Origin of the sequence: Rhizobium sp. AC27/96 (genome assembly GCF_001692325.1) — a bacterium.
Lineage (GTDB): Bacteria > Pseudomonadota > Alphaproteobacteria > Rhizobiales > Rhizobiaceae > Rhizobium.
Genome location: NZ_LXKN01000018.1, coordinates 636,854 through 657,517, shown reverse-complemented (window position 1 = coordinate 657,517; position 20,664 = coordinate 636,854). Strand labels below are relative to the sequence as shown.

17 protein-coding genes and 1 riboswitch are annotated in these 20,664 nt (G+C 59.3%); of the genes, 8 read left to right on the top strand and 9 right to left on the bottom strand.

Translation table 11 applies throughout. From position 1 onward, the window contains the following. Positions 1–311 precede the first annotated feature (311 nt). The 3 genes from A6U86_RS16675 (at position 312) to A6U86_RS16665 (ending at position 3,630) form a co-directional block, all read left to right on the top strand. A complete protein-coding gene (locus A6U86_RS16675; RefSeq protein WP_068393290.1) occupies positions 312–1,943 on the top strand; it encodes a Na+/H+ antiporter in 1,632 nt (543 codons plus the stop codon). Positions 1,944–2,045: 102 nt separating this feature from the next. After that, positions 2,046–2,336 carry a hypothetical protein gene (locus A6U86_RS16670; RefSeq protein ID WP_068393287.1) on the top strand — a complete coding sequence of 97 codons (291 nt, stop codon included), beginning with the start codon at positions 2,046–2,048 and terminating at the stop codon, positions 2,334–2,336. Between the two features lie 250 nt (positions 2,337–2,586). Next, positions 2,587–3,630 (top strand): FUSC family protein, encoded by a 1,044-nt coding sequence (locus A6U86_RS16665; RefSeq protein WP_068394044.1) that lies wholly within the window; start codon positions 2,587–2,589, stop codon positions 3,628–3,630. Positions 3,631–3,672: 42 nt separating this feature from the next. Here A6U86_RS16665 and manD read toward each other — a convergent pair whose 3' ends face one another. Together manD and A6U86_RS16655 are read right to left on the bottom strand one after the other, a co-directional pair. After that, positions 3,673–4,875, bottom strand: coding sequence for a D-mannonate dehydratase ManD (gene manD, locus A6U86_RS16660; protein WP_068393284.1), 1,203 nt, complete (start codon positions 4,873–4,875; stop codon positions 3,673–3,675). A gap of 29 nt (positions 4,876–4,904) precedes the next feature. Further along, positions 4,905–6,218 carry an MFS transporter gene (locus A6U86_RS16655; protein ID WP_068393281.1) on the bottom strand — a complete coding sequence of 438 codons (1,314 nt, stop codon included), beginning with the start codon at positions 6,216–6,218 and terminating at the stop codon, positions 4,905–4,907. 106 nt (positions 6,219–6,324) lie between these two features. Here A6U86_RS16655 and A6U86_RS16650 point away from each other — a divergent pair, with 106 nt between their 5' ends. Further along, positions 6,325–7,107, top strand: coding sequence for a GntR family transcriptional regulator (locus tag A6U86_RS16650; protein WP_158008760.1), 783 nt, complete (start codon positions 6,325–6,327; stop codon positions 7,105–7,107). A gap of 86 nt (positions 7,108–7,193) precedes the next feature. Here the strand turns inward: A6U86_RS16650 and A6U86_RS16645 are convergent, their stop codons facing one another. Genes A6U86_RS16645 through A6U86_RS16620 form a run of 6 tightly spaced genes read right to left on the bottom strand, consistent with a single transcriptional unit; the run spans position 7,194 to position 14,518 of the window. Further along, positions 7,194–8,297 (bottom strand): ABC transporter ATP-binding protein, encoded by a 1,104-nt coding sequence (locus tag A6U86_RS16645; RefSeq protein WP_068394042.1) that lies wholly within the window; start codon positions 8,295–8,297, stop codon positions 7,194–7,196. Continuing rightward, positions 8,297–10,405 (bottom strand): ADP-ribosylglycohydrolase family protein, encoded by a 2,109-nt coding sequence (locus A6U86_RS16640; protein ID WP_068393275.1) that lies wholly within the window; start codon positions 10,403–10,405, stop codon positions 8,297–8,299. Before A6U86_RS16640 ends, A6U86_RS16645 begins: the two co-directional genes overlap by 1 nt. Positions 10,406–10,435: 30 nt before the next feature. Further along, positions 10,436–11,269 (bottom strand): carbohydrate ABC transporter permease, encoded by an 834-nt coding sequence (locus A6U86_RS16635; protein ID WP_068393272.1) that lies wholly within the window; start codon positions 11,267–11,269, stop codon positions 10,436–10,438. Continuing rightward, positions 11,266–12,111: a carbohydrate ABC transporter permease gene (locus A6U86_RS16630; protein WP_083196857.1), complete on the bottom strand. Its 846-nt coding sequence runs from the start codon at positions 12,109–12,111 to the stop codon at positions 11,266–11,268. Before A6U86_RS16630 ends, A6U86_RS16635 begins: the two co-directional genes overlap by 4 nt. A gap of 52 nt (positions 12,112–12,163) precedes the next feature. Next, positions 12,164–13,483, bottom strand: coding sequence for an ABC transporter substrate-binding protein (locus tag A6U86_RS16625; protein WP_068393268.1), 1,320 nt, complete (start codon positions 13,481–13,483; stop codon positions 12,164–12,166). 24 nt (positions 13,484–13,507) lie between these two features. Further along, positions 13,508–14,518, bottom strand: coding sequence for a LacI family DNA-binding transcriptional regulator (locus A6U86_RS16620; protein WP_068394038.1), 1,011 nt, complete (start codon positions 14,516–14,518; stop codon positions 13,508–13,510). A gap of 255 nt (positions 14,519–14,773) precedes the next feature. On the opposite strand from A6U86_RS16620, the gene A6U86_RS16615 reads away from it, so the two are divergent. Beyond that, positions 14,774–15,919: an acyltransferase family protein gene (locus tag A6U86_RS16615; RefSeq protein ID WP_244509956.1), complete on the top strand. Its 1,146-nt coding sequence runs from the start codon at positions 14,774–14,776 to the stop codon at positions 15,917–15,919. Positions 15,920–16,020: 101 nt separating this feature from the next. Here the strand turns inward: A6U86_RS16615 and A6U86_RS16610 are convergent, their stop codons facing one another. Beyond that, positions 16,021–17,205, bottom strand: coding sequence for a metallochaperone AztD (locus A6U86_RS16610; RefSeq protein WP_141683735.1), 1,185 nt, complete (start codon positions 17,203–17,205; stop codon positions 16,021–16,023). 216 nt (positions 17,206–17,421) lie between these two features. Then, positions 17,422–17,642, top strand: a riboswitch (cobalamin riboswitch). A 250-nt stretch (positions 17,643–17,892) separates the two neighbouring features. Here A6U86_RS16610 and nrdH point away from each other — a divergent pair. The 3 genes from nrdH to nrdE are packed head-to-tail and all read left to right on the top strand — an operon-like array spanning position 17,893 to position 20,662. After that, a complete protein-coding gene (gene nrdH / locus A6U86_RS16605; protein WP_034479171.1) occupies positions 17,893–18,114 on the top strand; it encodes a glutaredoxin-like protein NrdH in 222 nt (73 codons plus the stop codon). A gap of 11 nt (positions 18,115–18,125) precedes the next feature. Beyond that, positions 18,126–18,521, top strand: coding sequence for a class Ib ribonucleoside-diphosphate reductase assembly flavoprotein NrdI (nrdI, locus tag A6U86_RS16600; RefSeq protein ID WP_068393260.1), 396 nt, complete (start codon positions 18,126–18,128; stop codon positions 18,519–18,521). After that, complete coding sequence (gene nrdE / locus A6U86_RS16595) at positions 18,509–20,662, top strand: class 1b ribonucleoside-diphosphate reductase subunit alpha (protein ID WP_068393257.1); 2,154 nt, start codon at positions 18,509–18,511, stop codon at positions 20,660–20,662. Before nrdI ends, nrdE begins: the two co-directional genes overlap by 13 nt. The last annotated feature ends 2 nt before the right edge of the window (positions 20,663–20,664 follow it).

The window sequence follows — 20,664 nt, the reverse complement described above, 5'->3', positions numbered from 1 at the left end:
CCGATCATCTATAGAGACTATTTGAGGTGGGGTCGCCTTCTGCGGGCGGCCCAACCCCATGTCCAAGGCGTTGATAAGACCTCTCTCAATTGCCAGTCACGTTGCTCATCCTATCTGTCTGATCCTGAAGTTTGCCGTTTCGGCGAACGCGGTTCGTTTTGAACTTGCTCTTGTGATCGCAAAAGGCAGACTGCAGTGACCAAATAGCCGGTCGCCTTCAACGTTCCTTCTCATTTCGGGCGGCTTGGAACAAAGGGCATTCGGCGGCAGATGGCGAAGGTTGCAGGGCATACGGAGCAGAGGGCAACATAATGGAAATCATCACCACGACTCTCGTCCTTCTCCTGGCGATTGTCGTTAGTGGCGCACTTTGCCGCGCAATACCGATTGTCCTGCCGCTGCCGCTTATTCAGATTGCGCTTGGAGCAGTCATCGGGCTGTCGGCCAATCTCAGCGTGAGACTGGACCCCGAGATCTTTTTTCTGTTGTTTCTGCCGCCGCTGCTTTTCCTGGACGGGTGGCGGATTCCGGCCGACGAACTCCGGCAGGACATGAACATCGTCGTGGAGCTGGCCCTGGGGCTGGTGATCTTTACCGTCGTCGGCGCCGGCCTCCTCGTTCATTGGATGATCCCTGCGATGCCGCTTCCAGTTGCCTTCGCGCTGGCGGCCGTCATCTCCCCGACCGACCCCATTGCCGTTTCGGCAATCGCGCAAAGGGTGCCGATCCCGCCCCGGATGATGCACATACTTGAGGGAGAATCCCTTCTGAATGATGCATCGGGCCTTGTCTGCCTCAGATTTGCGATTGCCGCGGCGCTGACGGGCAGTTTCTCGCTCTACGACGCCACGCTGAGCTTCCTCTGGACTGCGATTGGTGGCCTGGCGATCGGCGTCAGCGTCACCTGGGCCATCACCTGGCTGAGCACGCGAGTTTCGCTGCGTTATGGCGAAGAGAGCGGTTCGCAGATTCTGGTCAGCATCCTCATACCCTTTGCGGCCTATCTGCTCGCGGAACAGGTTCATTGCTCCGGCATTCTGGCTGCGGTTTCGGCCGGGACGACCATGAGCGTGGTTGAGAATTCCGGGCGCGCGATGGCGGCAACCCGCGTTCGCCAGCGCGCGGTATGGGACATGATCCAGTTCGCCGCGAACGGCACCATCTTCGTGCTTCTCGGCGAGCAGCTTCCTTCGATCGCGGCAAGAGCCTCCGCAACGGTTCAGGTGACGGGGCATAACGAATTCTGGTGGCTCGCGGCCTATGTTGTCGGGCTCACCTTCGGTCTTGTCGCGCTACGCTTCACCTGGGTCTGGCTGTCGCTTCATCTGACGCTTTTCCGCCAGAGGCGGCAGCGGCAGACATCCCCGAACTGGCGTATTCTGGCGGCCTTCTCGTTTGCGGGTGTTCGCGGCGCCATCACGCTTGCCGGTGTGCTGACCTTGCCTCTCGCGATGAGCGATGGCTCACCATTTCCCGCTCGTGATCTCGCTATTTGCCTTGCCATGGGCGTGATCATCATGTCGTTGATAACGGCAGCGCTCTTCCTGCCGCCATTGCTCAGGAATCTCGAACTTCCGAAAGATACCAAGCATGAGGAGGACGAGGCGGCGGCCAGGGTCGATGCAGCCAGAGCGGCGATCACAGAAATAGCGCGTCTTCAGCATTCATTGTCGAAGGGCCATGACGATGCCGACCTCTATGTGGACGTGGCGTCGAGAGTGATGGAGCTCTACCGCGAACGTATCCGTAATCAATCCGGCGAGGGCGAAGAGCTGGAACTCTCCAAGCGTATGACCCGCATCGAGATGGAATTACGACTGGCGGCAGTCCGGGCCGAGCGTAGCGAGATCTTTCGAAAGCTCCGGGCAAAGCAGCTCGGCAACGAAATCGCGACCAAGCTCGTGCGGGAGCTGGATATGTTGGAGGCACGGTACGCCGGTTGAAATTTCAAGATCTTGTATCCGGATTTCTCCCTTCTTAGCTGTAGGTTACCGAGGCTTCATGAGCTCGGTCACCGTCACGTCTAATTGGAGTGAGTGATCAAAATGGAAGACAGAACGAAATCTATCGAAACCCTGAGCGCGGAAGAGCGCGAGGAAATCCTGATCGATGTCGCCCGGACATTGGAAGGTGCTGCGCGCGAGGCACTGGTCGAAGGCGACCAGAAGTTTGCGGAATTTTCACGCAATATGGCGGAAGCGATCCGCATCAACGCTGATGAGCTCGCCCACGAAGATCCCGAGAACGCTGATAAGGTATTCCAGCAGGCGAGCGAAGTCATCTCGCACTTCAAGGTAACCCATCCGTACCGGTTGATCAGCACGGCTGTTCACTAACCGCGGCAGCGCGCTATTTGCGGACATGACAAAGGCGTGGAATGGGGCAGGTGTCCCAGTCCGCGCTTCTTCCACATCGCAAGAAATGCTGCCATGGTGGAAGCCGGATGCTGTCCATAGCGTCTGCGCTGCAGCAGGGAGGGGCAAGACCCGAGCGGCCATTGTCAAAACACGTTTCCATGCGGAAAGTTGCGCGATGACCGAGCCGGAATCTCGTCAAAGCGGGCCTCCGTCTCCGCCGAAAACCTCGTTGATCCAGACTAAACGCGCGGCGATACAGGCGCTGCGGGTGATGATTGCCTGCACGGTTACCTACAGCATCACCCAGTTCCTCAATCTTCAGCAGGGCTATTGGGCCGTCTTCACGGTGCTGATCGTCATGCAGACATCGGTCGGTGCCACGGCCGGCATGGCTGTCGACCGTCTGGTAGCGACGATCGCCGGCGCAGTGCTTGGCGGCGCAGCGGTATTGCTGACGCCGCACGAGCCGCTAGCCATCGGGATCGCCCTTATTTTCGTCGTCGGGATCGCCAGCTTCGCCTCGATGCGCGCACCGCGCCTGCGTAATGCCGGCTTGACCGCGGCGATCGTCATGCTGACCCACTCCCAGGCGGTTCCGGTCGAGGTCTTCATGATCGACCGGATTGCCGAGATCACGCTCGGAGGCGTTGTCGGCGTCCTTGCCAGCCTGTTCATCCTGCCGACCCGGTCACGCACCGTCGTGCTCGATCGCTTCGCATCGGCACTCGATGTGACGGCACAGATACTGCGAACTTTGGCGGCTGCCGTGGAAAAGGGCGAGGCGGTGTCGGCGACGGAGGCGAATATCGGGCTGCGACAGTCCCTTATGGCGGCCGAGGGGCTACTGGCCGATGCGCAGCGCGAACGGGCTCTTTGGCTCGCAAGGCAGGGCATATCCGACGCCATCCCGCGCTCGCTGTGGCGTATCCGCAATGACATGACCTATGTCAGTCATCTGGTGGAAACGCCATTCCCGGCGGAGGTGGTGAAGGCCATCGGGCCGCAGGCCGCGCAGGTTTTGCGCTCTCAGGCAGGCTTCGCCGAGGCTTGCGGGAAGGCTATGCGCAGCGGCGGCGAGATCGATTCAGAGCTCCTGACCGAAGCCGATAGTACTCTTGCCGCAGCCTTCGAAGTGTTTCAACATTCCGAGGCCGCCCAGTCGATCAGCTTTAGCGATACCGGCCGCCTGTTCGGCCTTGATTTCACGTTGGGCCGCATGCGCCAGAATTTTCTCGATCTTGCCGATCGTATCCGCGAAGGTCAGGGCAACTGACGACGATCGGCCGGCCTGGAAAAGCCGGCCGATCGCAGGAAATTACCAGCTCCAGAGCGTTCCGTCCGAAAGCCGTGCAACATCGAGATAGGCGCGTCTATAGGGGTATTTCTCTGCCGCCTTCTCGTCGATATCGACGCCATGTCCCGGCTTTTCGCCGCTATAGAGATAACCATCCTTCAAGTGCCATTCGTGCGGAAAGACATTCTTGGCTTCGTCGGGATGGAAGGCATATTCCTGGATGCCGAAATTCGGCACCCAGCGATCGAAATGCAGCGCCGCGCCCATGGTGATCGGCGACATGTCGGCCGCACCATGGCAGGCCGTGCGGATGTGGTAGAGGCCGGCGAGATCGGCGATGCGCCGCACATGGGTGATGCCGCCTGCATGCAGCGGCGTCGTGCGGATATAGTCGATCAGCTGTTCCTGGATCAGCTGGCGGCAATCATGGATTGAGTTGAAAACCTCGCCGAGCGCGAGCGGCGTGGTCGAATGCTGGCGGATGAGACGATAGGATTCCTGGTTCTCGGCTGGAACCGCATCTTCGAGCCAGAAGAGCTTGTGACGCTCGACTTCCTTCGCAAGGCCCGCCGCTTCCTGCGGCGTCAGGCGATGATGGACGTCATGCAGCAGATGCAGTTCGTAGCCGAAACGATCACGCAGATGGTCGAGAAGCTGCGGCAGAAAACGAAGATAGGCCGGCGTGTCCCAGAGCGTCTCACGCGGCTTGTCCTCAGCTTGCGCCAGGGAGCCGACTTTTTCCACGCCGTAAGTGATCGGCAGGCCGGGGACGGCGCTTTGCACGCGGATCGCCTTCCAGCCTTCCTCCTTGAAGGCGGCAACCTTGTCGGCCGTTTCTTCGATCGTTTCGCCATTCGCGTGGGTATAGGTCAGCATGTGGGTGCGGCTGGCGCCACCGAGGAGCTGGTAAAGCGGCATATTCGCCGCCTTGGCCTTGATGTCCCAGAGCGCCACGTCGACAGCGGCGATCGCTGCCATGGTGATGGGACCACGGCGCCAATAGGCACCCTTGTAGAAATACTGCCAGATGTCCTCGATCTGCGAGGCGTCGCGACCGATCAGGCAGGGGACGAGGTGATCCTGGAGATAGGAGGCTACGGCCAGTTCGCGGCCGTTCACCGTGGCGTCGCCGATTCCGTAAATGCCCTCGTCCGTCTCGATCTTGAGCGTGACGAAGTTACGGCCGGGCGAGCAGACGATGACCTTCGCATTGGTGATTTTCATGGGAAACCTTTCTTGGTCTTTAGGCGAAATCAGGCCTTCGGATCGGGGATCTGCTCGATGCGGCCGAGGACGAAGACGTAGGAGACGATGCCGATTGCCAGCATGACGCCGGCCAGAAGGAAGGCGCGGCTGAAGGATTGCGTGGCGCCGACGATGAAGCCGGTGATGATCGGCGCGGCGATGCCGGTCACACTGTTGAGGAAGTTCATGATGCCGCCGATGGTGGCCGCACCGCCCTTGGGCGCGATCAGCGACGGGATGGACCAGCCGGCCGGCGCGGCGGCCGCGAGCCCGCTCAGCGAAACCGTGATCCAGAAGATCGCCCAATAGGGATCGGCCGTCAGCCCTGCGCCGACAACAGCAAGGCCCATCAGCATGCCGAAGACGATGATCGTCTTGCGAACCTGCGATTCGTCGTGACCCTTGCGGATGAGATGGTCGATCAGCCAGCCGCCGATCAGCAGATCCGAGGCCGTGGCGAAGATCCACGGGATCGTCGTGAAGGTTGCCGATTTCAGGATATCCATATGCATCTCCTTCACCAGATAATCCGGCAGCCAGAAGATGAAGAGGGCGAAGGCGTAGCCATAGGCGGCAAAGCCGATCGAAAGGCCCCAGACCTTGCGATTGCGCAGGAGATAGCCGAGCATCCCGACGGCATTGGCAGCAGCTTCGCCTTCCTGGGCGGCTCCGCCGGCCTTGAGATAGGTCCGCTCTTCGGTTGATAGCTTCTTGTCGGCGCTGGGGTCGCGATAGAATAGCCAGAACATCGCGAAGAAGACGAAGCTGATGATGGCTGTGGCGACGAAGCCGCCGCGCCAGCCGAAATGCAGCATCAGGAAGGCGACCAGCGGGATGGCGATGACGTTGGAAAACTTCGCGGCGGCATCGAAGAGAGCCGTTGCGAGGCCGCGTTCATGGCGCGGGAACCAATAGCCCGTCGCCTTGGAATTGGCCGGAAAGCCTGGGGTCTCCGCCACGCCGAGAAGCATGCGGGATAGAAAGAGCGTCGACATGCCCGTCGAAAAGGCCGTAATCACCGAGGCAATGCCCCAGGAGAAAGTGCTCCATCGCATCACGCGCTGGACACCGAAACGGTCGAGCAGCATGCCCACCGGGATTTGCAGGAAGCCGTAGGTCCAGCCGAAGGCGCTGAACAGGATGCCCATCTCCGCCGGCCCGATGTGAAACTCATCCTGGATGAGCGGCGAGGCGACGGTGAGATTCACCCGATCAAAATAATTGACGAGAACGCCGATCGCGAGCAGCCCGGCAATCCACCAGCGGCGATTGCTGGATGGGCGCTGCAGAGCTTCGGCAGTGGTTGTGTGTTCGATTGTCATAATTCCTCCCCTTATGAAATATCACGCTAGTAATCTGAAATTTCACATGAGGCAATAAATTTGATATATGCAGCCGAAAGTCAATGCCGATCCCTGTGGATCGGATATGAGAAGCGACGGCCAGGCCGGGCGAGAGAAGATCGACAGCGCGATGACGAAGAAAGAAAAGCAATCCCGGAGCCTGTCTGAGGAAGCCTATGATCGCCTTGAAAGCATGATCGTTTCGACGGAGCTGCTGCCGGGCGCGCGCTACACAATCCAGCAGTTGCAACAGCAATCCGGCCTCGGCCGTACGCCCGTTCACGATGCGGTCAAGCGCCTTTCCAGCAACCAGCTCATTCACGTCAGCCCGCGCTCGGGTCTGCGTGTAGCGCCGGTCAATCTGGCGCAGGAGAGGACATTGCTGCCCCTGCGCACGGAGATGGAAGTGATCGGCTGCGGGCTGGCGAGCGAGCGGGCGACGCCACAGGATCACATGATCCTCAGAACCTTCATCGCGGATATGGAGGCTTCAAAGGCCGATCTCAGCCTTGAACGGTTCAACTTCACCGATCGGTTGCTCAACAAGGCAATCCTGACGGCATCCGGGGAGCCGCTTCTCGCCAACACGCTCATCCCGCTTCAAACGCTCTATCGCCGCACCGGCTGGATATTCCATACCTATCTCGGTCCCAGTGCATCGATGGAAACGATGATCGAGAGCCATATTTCGCTGCTCCGTCTCATCGTGTCGGGAGACCGCGCCCGCACCGAGAAGTTCGTGCGGGAGATGATGGTCGATCTCGGCGAGATGCTGCTGCAGGTGCGCCAGTCGATCGATCCCGCGACGCTCGACGTCAGTTTGGCCGAGATGTCCGTGCGAACGGGAATTGCCGGCCCGATCGCTTGATCTGGCCGGCATTTTGCAAAGCTCTGCGCGGTGTCCGTGGGGTAGCAGCGCAAGTGCTTCTATGATTTGCGGCAAAGCCTCCCAGTTCAGGCGTGTTCGAGGATTTTGCCTGTGTTGGCATCGGCGATGCGCCGCCCGTTGGCATCGAACAGGCAGACGCGCTCTGCTTGCGGCTGCAGCCAGACGATTTCATCGGGCTCCATGCTGATCCGCTCGTGGAAAACGATGACGATTGTCTGCTCGCCGACTTTCGCTGTCACTTGCGTTTCCGAACCCAGCGGCTCGACCACCACGACGCGGGCCGGAATGCCTGTATTGGCAGGCGAGATGGCGAAATATTCCGGGCGAATGCCATAGATAGCATCCGTGCCCGCCATCTCGGCGGCGCCTGCGGGCAGAGGCAGCAATATGCCGTCATTCGTTCTGAACACGGCCCGGCCGCCGGCATTGTCGAAGCGTCCCTTCAACAGATTCATCGCCGGAGAGCCGATGAACTCGGCGACGAATGTGCTGTGAGGATTGTCGTAAAGCTCCAGTGGCCTGCCGACCTGCTCGATGCGGCCACCATTCATCACGACGATGCGGTCTGCCATGGTCATCGCCTCGACCTGGTCGTGGGTGACATAGACGGTGGTCGTGGCAAGGCGTCGATGCAGGCTCTTGATTTCGGCGCGCATGGCCACGCGAAGCTTGGCGTCGAGGTTGGATAAGGGTTCGTCAAACAGGAAGACCTGCGGATTGCGGACGATCGAGCGGCCCATGGCCACGCGCTGCCGCTGCCCGCCGGACAGCTGGCGTGGATAGCGCCCGAGCAGCTCGGTCAGGCCGAGGATTTGCGCCGCCTGTGCCACGCGCTTCTGCTTCTCGGCCTTCGGTGCGCCGGCGAGAGTCATCGAGAAGGCCATGTTCTCGGCAACCGTCATATGCGGATAGAGCGCGTAATTCTGGAAGACCATGGAGATGTCGCGCTGTTTGGGCGGCAAGTCGTTGACCACGCGGCCACCGATGCTGATCGTGCCGCCACTGATGTCTTCGAGGCCAGCGATCATCCGCAGCAAGGTCGACTTTCCGCAGCCGGAAGGACCGACGAGAACGACGAATTCTCCATCTGCAATATCGGCGGAGACACCGTGGAGGACATCCACGGCGCCGTAAGCCTTGCGTGCCTTGTCTATGGTGACGGTTGCCATCATGCCGCTCCGATCCGGATCTCGTTGGACGACAGAGCGCCTTCGTGGACAAGCAGCCCAACGCCGCCATCGCGAAAGGCATCGGGGGAGGTGTCTTCGGCCGTCAGCGACACGCCGTCGGCCTCGAAGGTGATACGCGTGCCTTCCGCCTTGACCTTCATCGCGATGTGCTTCTCGAATTCCGTGTTGAAGGCGGTTTCAGCCAGCACCTTTGTATCCTCGTCGCGCACCCGCACGATCTGCATCTTGCCGTCGCGCGTGACACGGGCGCCATAGTAACGACGCAGGCCCTGCGCGCGCACGGCAAGGCCGCCGTAATTGCCGAGATGGATCATCACCTTGCCGGAGGCCTGATAATCGGTCCATTGACGCGTGCCGTGGATGATGATGCCTTCGCCGCGGTTCTGCGCGATGCGGAACGCGGCCGGGAAGCGCTTCGAGAAGAAGCTTGCGCCGTTGACCCAGGCCATGCGCCAGAAATCGCCATCGCCGGCCGGGCGCTTGAGCGTGAGGTTCGGTGCGCCGTCCCAGCGAATATAGTCGACGATCAGCCGGCCATCGGCGCGTTTGCCGGTGCCAGTGATGGCAATGCCAATCTCGGCAATCGGCTGACCGCCGGTGTCGGGAAGGGTCCATTCGAGCAGAGCTTCAGCACCAGGCTGAACGACAACCGGCGCTGCGTCGATATCGCGAAGCTGGTCGCGTTCGTCATAGACCCGGATGCGCAGCCGCGTTTCGATCGTGCCGCGATTGCGCTCGTCGGCTTTCACGCGCGCCTTCAGTTTCTGGCCGGAATAGAGGAGCGGCGTCGCCATCAGATCGTAGGTCCGCATGTCGAGCATTTCACGCGGCGAAAAGGTCGGTGTCGTCACGACGGCGCTTTGTGAGGGGCCGAGTGCTTCATAGTCGACAGTCAGCGCGCGGCTGCCTTCAAACTCGGTATTGCCGATGCGGACGGAGCCTGTGGCATCGAGACCGGTTTGCGGCCGGAAACCCTGTTGGCTGCCGGGAAGCGAGAAATGGAATTGCGCGCCATTCTTGGGCGCCTCAAGGGAGGGGCGTCCCGCCAGCTGCATGCCGAGATTGGCAAGAAAATACGCTTGGCGGACAGCATCGTTGATGGAGTTGCCGCCATCGGCTGAGGATATCAGCATGCGGTCGGCGATCGGGCCGCGGAAATCGGGACCTTCCGAGAGGCCGTCGAGCCCGTTCATGATGCCAAGCAGGCAGCCGACATTGCCAGCATTGCAGTCGGTATCCCAGCCCGACGTGTTGACGATCATCTGCGCCTTCTGGAAGTCATCCGGTGCATAGAGCACCGACATGATCATCAGCGCATGATTGGGCACAACATGGCAGTTGCCGGGATATTTGTCGTAGCCGTATTTGTCCTGGATCTTCTGGCGTGTATCGCGCCAATCCGGATGAGCCTTGTGCCACGCGCGGATGTCGGCGATCAAACGTGCAATCAAGCTGTCGCCTGGGATCTGCTTCAGGCCGGTATCGATCAGGTGGTCGATATCGGAGGCGACAAAGGCTTCGGCCTCCATCGCGGCCCAGAGCATGGCGGCATAGACGGATTCTCCGTCATGGCTGACCTTGCCCGCCTGGTCGGCGAGCCTTGCCGCCAGTTCCGGCTGAGCGGGGGCCACCATGGCCCAGCCATCGATGAAGATCTGCGCGCCGATCTGCTCGGCGACGGCCTGACCATTCGAGGCGATCGAGCCGGAATGCGGCGCGGGCACGCCCTTCTTGAGATTAAGCCAGGCGGTGTGCTCGGTGGAGTTGCCATTGCCGCCCCACCAGAGGATGGCGCGTTCCTCGACGATATAGTTGAGCCATGCCTTGCCGATCTCCTCGGCCGAGAGGTCGGGCTTGATGCCATAGTCTTCAAGCGCGCGAACAAAAGTGAAGGTGCCGGCTACGTCGTCGTCGGTCACAACAAGCGGCTGGTTCAGACGCTCATGCACGTAATATTCGATCGGCCCGAGCTCCTCCATGATCTTCTGATAGGTCCATCCCTCGAAAGGGCGGCCCAGATAGACACCGATGAGCTTGCCCAGGACGCCGGCATAGACGCGTTCGAGATAGTCGTTCGGAAGCTGCATTGCTAACTCCATATGTACTTGAAAGATGATTCAACCCTTGACCGAGCCGCCGGCCATGCCCTCGATGAAGCGCTTCTGCATGAAGACAAAAAGCACCACGACCGGCACGACGATGATGAGGGCGGCAGCCATGATCTCGCCCCAGTCGGAGCTGTATTGGCCGGACAGGAGAAAGAAGGCGATGACGGCCGTCGTGTTCTCCTGCTTCTGCAGGAAGGTGGTGGCGATCAGGAATTCGTTCCAGGAATTCAACCCGATGATCAGCGCCACGGTCAGAATGCCCGGTGAGACGATGGGGAGCATCACGCGCCAGAAGACCTGCCAATGCGTGGCGCCATCGACAATCGCCGCCTCCTCAAGCTCCTTCGGCACCGCGATGAAATAGGTCCTGAGCAGCATCACGGCGAAGGGGCTGTAAAGGGCTGTATAGATCAGCGCCACGCCGAAGATGTTGTTGATCAGGCCGAGTTTTGCGAAGCCGAAATAGAGCGGGAAGATGTAGAGCTGGATCGGCGCCGTTGTCGTTGCCAGAAGGTAGAAGGTGAAGATCTTCCAGCTTTTGATCTTGCGGCGTGCGATCACATAGGCGGTTAGTGACGAGGTCGAGCAGACGAGCGCAATGGTCGTGCCCGAGACGATCAGCGAATTGATGAAGGTCCTCGAGAATTTCGCATGATTCCAGGCATTGGCGAAGTTCTGCCAGCGGATTGGCTGCGGCAGGCCGAGCGGGTTCTGGACGATCTGCGCCGCCGGCTTCAGCGAATTGAGCACCAGAAGGGCGATCGGGAAGAGCGCGATAAAGGCGAAGATGCCCAGAAGGATGTAGCAGACCCAGAGGGTCAGGCGGCTTTCGACAAGTCTCATTGCTCGCCCTCCCTGGTTTGGATGCGAACATAGAAGAACGTGCCGACCAGTCCGAACAGGCTGATGACCAACGCTGCGGCTGCCGCCTGTCCGACGTTCAGATCGTAGAAGGCCTTGCGGTAGGCGAGCGTTGAAAGCAGCTCGCTCGAAAAGGCAGGACCGCCCTGCGTGAGGATATAGACGAAATCGAAGGCCAGCAGCGACCAGATGACGGTCATGATCATCAGCAGCATGATGGTCGGCTTGATGCCGGGAAGCAGCACGTAGCGCATCATCTGGAAATAGGTGGCGCCTTCGATGCGGGCTGCCTCGATCTGCTCCTGCGGCACCTGGCGGAGCGCCGCGTAAAAGATCACGCAGAGAAAGCCCCACCAATGCCAGAGGTCGACGGTGGCGACACCGAAAAGCGCGAGCGGCGGCTGGGTCAGCGGATTGGGGATCGGCAGGCCGTATTTCTTGAGAAGGCCGAAGACGCCAGTCACTGGGCTATAGATCATGCCCTGCCAGATGCGGGCTGTAATCGCCGTCGCGATGACGACGGGCAGGAAATAGACGACCTGAAAGAAGTTGCTGCCGCGCCGAACAATCAGCAGCATCGAGGCCGCCAACAGCCCCATGAAGATCGGCACGGTCAGGAAGACCAGCATCCAGATAATGTTGTTGCCAAGCGCCGACCAGAAGACGCGATCGGCGGCCAGGGCGCGGAAATTGTCGAGACCCGCAAAGGTGGGGGCCGAAATACCGTCCCAATTGCAGAATGCGAGCGCCACCGTCAGCAAAGCTGGAACGAGCACGATGGCAATGTTGATGATCATCGTCGGGACGAGATAAAGTCGATGCATAATATCCTCCGGGGAAGGGCGGCGCGCCTTGCGCCACCCTGCTGCGGTCTGGTTAGACGCGCGGCGGGACCGCGGGCGCCTTGCCGGCATCGCGTTCCTGCTTGAAGGTCTCGTCGAGCTTCTTGAGGAAGTCGGTAGACTTCGTCTTCTTGAGCCAGACTTCCTCCATCCCGCTGACCAGGTAGGTGTCTGTCGCCGGCGGAAGGAAGGTCCAGGTCGTATAGCCGTACTTGCCGTCGCCGACGGCAGCAGACAGTTCCTTCATTGCCTCCTCGTAGAGAGGCAGCACTTTGTCGGACAATTTGACTTTGGAAAGATCGGCCAGCGGCAGGTTCCATTCGCCCTGCCAGACGGAATTGATCTTGCTGTAGTAGTCATCCGAGTAAATGTAGTCGAGAACGGTGGCTGCTCCATCGGCGTTGCTCGATTTGGCATTGATTGACAGCGTCGAGCCGATGCCGAGTGCGAAAATGGGGTCGCCCTTTTCGCTCGGGAAGCCGACAAAGCCCGGCTCTGAATTGTTCTGCGGGAAATAGGTCTGGACGTTGGTGAAGTTCCATGTGCCCGTGGGAGCCATGCCGGCCTGGCCGGTGGCGACCTGGGCGAAAGCCTGCTCGAGCGTCAGCGAAAAGTAGTTGTCGCCGAAGTAGCCCTTGTCCCACCACTCGGCGAGCTTGTCGATCGAATGCACGAAGGCCGGATCGGTCCAGGGGATGGCACCCGTCAGCGCCTTGTAGACATTCTCCGGGCCAGCGATCGAATTGAAAGCGATTGAGACGTAATGCTCGTTGGCAGGCCGCCAATCCGCATTGCCGGCGCCGAAGGGAACGAGACCCTTGGCCTTCATCTCCTCGGCAAGCGCCTCGAATTCGGTGAGTGTCACCGGCACGTTCCATTTGTTCTGGCTGAACAATGTCTTGTTGTAGAAGAGGCCGAGGGTTTCATAGGTCTTGGCAAGCGCGTAGAGCTTACCGTTATAACGACCAAGGTCGAGGAAGAGCGGCAGCAGGCGCTCGTTCCACCCGTATTTCTTGGCGTAATCGTCCAAAGGCAACAATTGGCCAGCCTGCGCCATGGATGCAACGTAGCTCGGACCGGCCGTGAAAACGACATCGGGGCCGGTGCTGGCGAGCATGGCGACGCGCAGCTGCTTGTCGAGGTCGGAGCCGCGGAAGTCGATGCTCAAAAGGTCCTCGGGATGAGCAGCGTTGAACGGATCGACCAGGATATTCTTGAGGTTATCCTGGTTTTCCGGGGACGCGGACTCATACCAGAAGGATACGGGTTTCTGATCCGCCGCAAATGCGAGGCGGGACATGAGTGGCAGGGCGGCAAGGCCGAGGCCGGCCTTCAGAACTGTACGTCTATGCATCGGTTTTCTCCTCCCGATTTGCTTTTATTGGTTGTTCGTCGAGCCCCTGACGATGAGGTCGAAGGGCATTTCGACAGCGGTTCCTGCGCCGGTCTTCTCTCCGCGCAGGCGATCCATGAGGGTCTGCGCGGCACGTTCTCCCATTTTCCATTGAAACTGCGCGACCGTCGTCAGCGTCGGGGTAACGAGCTTGGCGGCGGAAATGTCGTCGAAGCCGACGACGGCGATATCCTCGGGGATTCGAATGCGGCGCTCGCGCAGGGATTGCATCACGCCGATCGCCATCAGGTCGTTTGCGGCGAAGATCGCTGTTGGCTGAAATTTGCCTTTAAGGATGCTCTCGGCCGCGCGAATGCCTCCCATTTCGGAAAACTCGTCGTCGATGACGACATGATCGGGATGCCCGAACCCGGCCAGCGCCGTGCGATACCCCTCGATCCGATGAGCCTGCGGACCGCCGCGACCGGCGACAAGCGCGATGCGCTTATGCCCGAGACCGAGCAGATACTCCGTCACCGCCTGAGCGGCCGCGCGGCTGTCGACATAGATGTCGTCGACGGGGATATCCCCGCCGCGTTTTTTCGATGATTCAATGCGCACCACGGGGACGCCGGCCTCGAGCAGGGGACTGAAGTCCTTCGCCTTCAAGGTGAAGAAGACGCCAATCACGCCGTCCACTCTTCCCTGCCGCGCCCAGTCGAGAAAGTGCCGCTCGCGTTCCGGCGTGCCGTCGGTATTGACCGTTATCACATCATAATTCAGCCCGTCGGCGATCGATTGTATGCCGCGGATCAGCGACGGATAGAACGGATTGGTGATATCGGGCACGATACAGGCGATGGTCATCGAACGGCTGGTTTTCAGCGCTTGCGCGAAGCGGTTCGGGACATAGCCGAGATCTTTCGCCGCCTTTGTGATCCGCTCCCACGTCTCCGCCGGAATGGACGCGCCGCCGCCGCTCAGCACCATGGAGACGGTGGCCTGAGAGACCCCCGCTGCTCTTGCGACATCCTTTTGCGTTGCTCGGCTGCTCATTGTCATCCAGTTAGTTATACGTATTAGTGATACGTATCAATAGGTGGCTGGGATTTTGCTGTCAAGCACCGCATGGTGGTGATCGGATAATCGTTGCGCGCGAGCAGAGGCCGGCCGAGGCCCTGAAGTCATGATGACTGCGGCCTCCGCCTAAGCGTGGGTCGGCACGGTCAGCTCCCTTGGCTTTTGCTCGGCCAGATTTCGTAATGATCTTTTTCGCAATCCATTAAGGGTTGCAATCTAGAATGCTAAATCATGTTGGGGATGTCACGCAGGCACGATCTGGACTTCGTCAGGGTTGCAGCATTTATGCTGCTGATCCTCTATCACGTCAGCTTGATGTATAATTCGAGGACCTTCCTGCTAAAGGCGCCGGACAGTTCGCCGGTCTTCGACGTGATCCATCTGTGGACACATCCCTGGCGCATGTCGTTGCTATTCCTTATTTCAGGCGCTGTGACAGGTATGCTGTTGAAGCGGCATTCTCCTGACGCTTTGCGGAGTGCGCGCACGCGGCAGTTGCTGATGCCCTTTGTCTTGGGTCTTCTGTTCCTAATTCCTCCGCAGATGTACGTGTGGCTGCGCGCCGGCCAGGGTGTCGACATCAGCTTTGCGGATCTCCTCTGGCACTATGTGACCTTCACTCCGGTCTCGTTACCAAGCGGCGGGCAGGCAGTGCTGGTTGGCATGCAGCACCTTTGGTATCTGGCCTATCTGTGGCTCTATACCGCGCTGATAACGCTTGCCGTATCCATATGGCCAGACCTGTTGTCCAAGGTTGGAAATCGCCTGGCAGCATGGCTATCGGGTTGGTGGATGCTGATAATGCCGGCCTTGCTTTTCGTTCTGCTCAAGCTCTTGCTGAGACCGGCCTTTCCGCCGACGCTGGATATCGTGACCGATTGGTATAGCCACGCTGCTTACCTGCTGTCCTTCCTGCTAGGTGCAATCATGACAAGCCGCGACGATTATTGGGATACCATCGTTCGTATGCGAAAGCCGGCGATGATCCTGGCCGTCACATGCGCTATCGGCCTGGTATCGCTCTTTCCCGCCCTGCCGTCGGATACGCCCGAAATCTGGCGTGTGCTCACGGGGAGAGTGTTCAGCGGCATCTTCCAATGGTGTGCCATCGTGGCGATACTCGGCTATGCGAGAATTTGGTGCCGGTCTGAAAATGCCGTTGTCCGTTATCTTAACAAGGCAATTCTCACCTATTATGTGCTGCACCAAACGGTCATGTTGCTCATCGCCTATGAACTGGATCGGGTAGGGCTGCTGTCAGCATCATCCTTCATACCGATCGCGGTTGCGACCTTCGCAGTCTGTGCTTTGTCATACGAGCTGAAGCGTCGCGTGGAAGCCTCCTGGAAAGCGGTGTTTCCCATGCGGGCCGCCTGAAGCGATCATCGGTTCGAATTTCCTCGTTGTCTAATGGGATGGCGAGCCGGTCCGAGCGACCGACTCCCTTCCGTAGAATGAATATCGCCTGTGTGCGGGGCTTAATGGACTGCACCGGAGCCGCCGGCCGCGACGATTGCAAAGGGCTGTCCTTCGACGGGAATGCTGCGGATCTCCTTCAATGTCTTGCCGTCGACCAAACGCACCAAGCTATGGCGTGGATCGGTAATGGCGATGAGATTGCCGGCCATGACGAGGCGTGGTCGCGGATCGCGCCAGTGACCATCCTTGCTGTAGGGTTCAGTCACGTTTCCAGATTTCGTTATGCCGCCTTTCACCACATCGATGCGATGCAGGTTTCCGTCTTCCGTGAGGACGTAGGCGTGGCGTGGATCGGCCGCATCGAGCACGAAGTCGATACGCCGTGTCGGCAACTCGATCAGCTTGTAGGGCTCGGCCTTGTTATCGGGGTCGATGAGGACGATGTTCCGTTCCCCATAATTGCCCAGGAAGAATTGCATGGACGTGCCGCCGAGCAAGGTCGCGACCTTGCCCTTCGGCATCTCGGAACCATAGGCGAGCATCTCGATCTTCGGGCCGTCAATACCGCCGGGGCGAACGACGAGGACGCCTTCCTCGCAACCGAAGGCAACCAGCCGGGCGGATGTCGCCTCACCATGTAGGCCGGTGCAGGTTTCGACCTGTCCGACCTGCTCGCCTTTGCGGTCGAGCACCCGCAGGCCCAGGCGCGGTGGCAATTCGCCATCCTTGACGGGGACGGCCATATTCGGCACGGACACCAGGAGATGGTTGCCCATCGGGACGGCAACGCCGTGATGAGCGGCAGTTGTGCCGAATGCGCGAATGTCGGCCTTGCCGTTGGTGAGATCGGTTTCCGAGAGGAGATCGAATTTGCCGCCACGATCATAGAAGATAGCCACATCGTCGCCATGGGTGACGACGTGACCAGGCTTATTGCCCTTGATGACTGTCGAGAGCAATTTCGGGTCGGAGAGTTCGATATCGCGATGCTCACCATGGTCGGAAAGCGATATGCCGGTGTCCAGCGTGTGCACCACATTCTTCTCGCCCTGCACGGCAAAGACTGTCCTGCCGGATTGGCTCAGCGAAAGTCCGGCATATCCGTCGATATCGAAGCGGCTGATTTCCTTGCCGCTCTCGAGATCTACGACATGGACGACGGGCAGGCTGTGATCGGCGATGAATAATCTCCAGCTTTCCGTCTTGCTTTCTTCATCTGCGACGGACGGAAATGGAAACAGCATTGCGCAGGCCAGCGACGAGGCCGCAAGGAGAGTACCGGGATTGAAGCGGGACATGAATGATCCTTTATGTAATAACATTACATAGTGATTGTTATAAAGTAACGCCACGGTTGTCCAGCCCCGCAGATGCAGGGTTTGGTGGTGCTATCCACATATTATCAACATTGAAATCCGTGGCGGCACGCGGAACCAGTTGACGCAATTTTAACCTCATATACTATATATAGTGTTCGAGGTTCCTTCGATTCGCAAGGATTGGAGGCTAAGACGGGAATTCGGTCGGCGGTCATGATGATTGCCAAGCCGGAGCTGCCCCCGCAACTGTGAGCGGCGAGCGTTCGTTCGACATGGCCACTGAGACACTTGTGTCTTGGGAAGGCGAGATTGAATGCTGCGACCCGCGAGCCAGGAGACCTGCCTCGAGCATAACGTCCACGGGCGGGGTGTCCGGATGGCGAGCGTGGATCTGTGCGGCATGATTGCTGTTACCCTCGCTCCCGCGAAGATCCCGCAAGAATAACTTCGGGGTGAAGTCCATGTTTTTGAGTACCGATAACCGGCTATGCGAGTGACGGCCCTCTAACCGGCCAGTCTTCGACCGCATCCGTCTCCATTTTCATCCTGCAACACGGGCATCGACCAGTGCCCGAACGCATCTGCACGCCTATCACTATACGAGGATATCCAATGAGCATTACCGTCTACAGCAAGCCTGCCTGCGTCCAGTGCACCGCGACCACCCGCGCTCTCGACCGCCAGGGTATCGATTACACCATCATTGACGTGTCCACCGATAGTGAAGCCTACGAGCTCGTGCAGGGTCTCGGCTATCGTCAGGTACCGGTTGTCATCGCCGGTGAGCAGCATTGGGCCGGTTTCCGCCCTGACATGATCAGCTCTCTCGCCTGAGGAGCCAGGCGGTGGGCGAGATCGTCTATTTCTCCAGCAGATCCGAGAACACCCATCGCTTCGTTGCCAAGCTCGCCCTGTCGGCCGCTCGCATTCCTCTCAATGCGGGAGAAGAGCTTCGAGTGGCCCGTCCTTACGTTCTCATTGTCCCTACCTATTGTGGTGAAGGTGGCAAGGGTGCCGTGCCCAAGCAGGTTATCCGCTTCCTCAATGATGCGGATAACCGTTCAAACATCCGCGGGGTCATTGCCGCGGGCAACAGCAACTTCGGGGCGACCTTCGGTATCGCCGGCGATATCATCTCCACCAAATGCCAGGTGCCTTACCTCTACCGGTTCGAGCTGCTGGGTACGGACGATGATGTCGTGAATGTCAGACACGGATTGGAACGATTTTGGACACACTAACGCTCGACCGGCCAGCGAAGGCCACGGAAACGGCACTGGACTATCACGCCCTCAACGCCATGCTGAACCTCTATGACGAGCAGGGGCAGATCCAGCTCGACAAGGACCGCATGGCGGCCAAGCAATATTTCCTGCAACACGTTAACCAGAACACCGTCTTCTTCCATAACTTGCGGGAGAAGCTCGATTATCTGGTGACCGAGGGCTACTACGAGCAGGAAGTGCTGGACCAATATTCGTTCAACTTCGTGCGCGATCTCTTCGATCATGCCTATGGCAAGAAGTTCCGCTTTCCGACGTTCCTCGGTGCTTTCAAATATTACACCAGCTACACGCTGAAGACTTTCGACGGTAAGCGCTATCTGGAGCGCTATGAAGACCGCGTCTGCATGGTGGCGCTGGCGCTGGCGCGCGGCAATGAGCAGCTTGCCCACGATATGGTGGACGAAATCATCTCCGGCCGCTTCCAGCCTGCGACGCCGACCTTCCTCAATGCCGGCAAGAAGCAGCGCGGCGAGCTGGTTTCCTGCTTCCTGCTGCGTGTCGAAGACAACATGGAGTCGATCGGCCGCGCCATCAATTCCGCCCTGCAGCTTTCCAAGCGCGGTGGCGGCGTGGCGCTGTCTCTGACCAATATTCGCGAGGCCGGTGCGCCGATCAAGCATATCGAGAACCAGTCCTCCGGCATCATTCCGGTGATGAAGCTGCTTGAAGACTCCTTCTCCTACGCCAACCAGCTTGGCGCGCGTCAGGGTGCGGGTGCGGTTTACCTCAATGCCCATCACCCCGATATCATGCGCTTCCTCGATACCAAGCGCGAAAATGCCGACGAGAAGATCCGCATCAAGACGCTGTCGCTCGGCGTGGTCATTCCCGACATCACCTTCGAGCTCGCGAAGAACAACGACGATATGTATCTGTTCTCGCCTTATGATGTGGAACGGGTCTATGGCGTACCGTTCACGGAAATTTCGGTGACCGAAAAGTACCGCGAGATGGTGGCTGACAGCCGTATCCGCAAGAAGAAGATCAAGGCGCGCGACTTCTTCCAGGTGATCGCCGAAATCCAGTTCGAGAGCGGTTATCCCTACATCATGTTCGAAGACACGGTGAACCGTGCCAACCCCGTTGCCGGCCGCATCACAATGAGCAATCTCTGCTCGGAAATCCTGCAGGTCAGCGAAGCCAGCGAATATAGCGAAGACCTCTCCTATACTCATCTGGGCAAGGACATCTCCTGCAACCTCGGCTCGCTCAATATCGCCGCCGCGATGGATAGCCCGGATTTCGGCAAGACGATCGAGATGTCGATCCGCGCGCTGACCGCAGTTTCCGACATGAGCCACATTTCGTCGGTGCCTTCGATCGAGAAGGGCAATGATGACAGCCACGCCATCGGCCTCGGCCAGATGAACCTGCACGGCTATCTCGCTCGCGAGCGCATCTTCTACGGCTCGGAAGAGGGTGTCGATTTCACCAATATCTATTTCTACACGGTGACCTATCACGCCATCCGCGCCTCGAACCTCCTCGCGGTCGAACGCGGACAGAGCTTCAAGGGCTTCGAGAACTCGAAATATGCCTCCGGCGACTATTTCGACAAATATACCGATCAGGCATGGGTGCCTGCGACCGAGCGCGTCGCCGAGATCTTCGAAAAGGCCGGCATCGCCATCCCGACGCAGGAAGATTGGGCCGAGCTGAAGCAGGCCGTGATGAAGGGTGGTCTCTATAATCAGAACCTGCAGGCTGTCCCGCCGACTGGCTCGATCTCCTACATCAACCACTCGACCTCCTCCATCCATCCGATCGTCTCCAAGATCGAGATCCGCAAGGAAGGCAAGATCGGCCGCGTCTATTACCCGGCCGCCTTCATGACAAACGACAACCTGGACTACTATCAGGATGCCTACGAGATCGGACCGGAAAAGATCATCGACACCTATGCTGCGGCAACCCAGCATGTCGACCAGGGTCTGTCCCTGACCCTGTTCTTCCGCGATACCGCGACCACGCGCGATATCAACAAGGCGCAGATCTACGCCTGGAAGAAGGGCATCAAGACCATCTACTACATCCGCCTTCGCCAGATGGCGCTGTCCGGCACCGAGGTGCAGGGCTGCGTTTCCTGCGCCCTTTGATT

Bases quoted from the DNA above. Each gene is read 5' to 3' on its own strand.
- A6U86_RS16675 (WP_068393290.1), top strand. From the start codon at position 312: ATGGAAATCATCACCACGACTCTCGTCCTTCTCCTGGCGATTGTCGTT.
- A6U86_RS16670 (WP_068393287.1), top strand. From the start codon at position 2,046: ATGGAAGACAGAACGAAATCTATCGAAACCCTGAGCGCGGAAGAGCGC.
- manD (WP_068393284.1), bottom strand. From the start codon at position 4,875: ATGAAAATCACCAATGCGAAGGTCATCGTCTGCTCGCCCGGCCGTAAC.
- A6U86_RS16655 (WP_068393281.1), bottom strand. From the start codon at position 6,218: ATGACAATCGAACACACAACCACTGCCGAAGCTCTGCAGCGCCCATCC.
- A6U86_RS16650 (WP_158008760.1), top strand. From the start codon at position 6,325: ATGAGAAGCGACGGCCAGGCCGGGCGAGAGAAGATCGACAGCGCGATG.
- A6U86_RS16645 (WP_068394042.1), bottom strand. From the start codon at position 8,297: ATGGCAACCGTCACCATAGACAAGGCACGCAAGGCTTACGGCGCCGTG.
- A6U86_RS16640 (WP_068393275.1), bottom strand. From the start codon at position 10,405: ATGCAGCTTCCGAACGACTATCTCGAACGCGTCTATGCCGGCGTCCTG.
- A6U86_RS16635 (WP_068393272.1), bottom strand. From the start codon at position 11,269: ATGAGACTTGTCGAAAGCCGCCTGACCCTCTGGGTCTGCTACATCCTT.
- A6U86_RS16630 (WP_083196857.1), bottom strand. From the start codon at position 12,111: ATGCATCGACTTTATCTCGTCCCGACGATGATCATCAACATTGCCATC.
- A6U86_RS16625 (WP_068393268.1), bottom strand. From the start codon at position 13,483: ATGCATAGACGTACAGTTCTGAAGGCCGGCCTCGGCCTTGCCGCCCTG.
- A6U86_RS16620 (WP_068394038.1), bottom strand. From the start codon at position 14,518: ATGAGCAGCCGAGCAACGCAAAAGGATGTCGCAAGAGCAGCGGGGGTC.
- A6U86_RS16615 (WP_244509956.1), top strand. From the start codon at position 14,774: ATGTTGGGGATGTCACGCAGGCACGATCTGGACTTCGTCAGGGTTGCA.
- A6U86_RS16610 (WP_141683735.1), bottom strand. From the start codon at position 17,205: ATGCTGTTTCCATTTCCGTCCGTCGCAGATGAAGAAAGCAAGACGGAA.
- nrdH (WP_034479171.1), top strand. From the start codon at position 17,893: ATGAGCATTACCGTCTACAGCAAGCCTGCCTGCGTCCAGTGCACCGCG.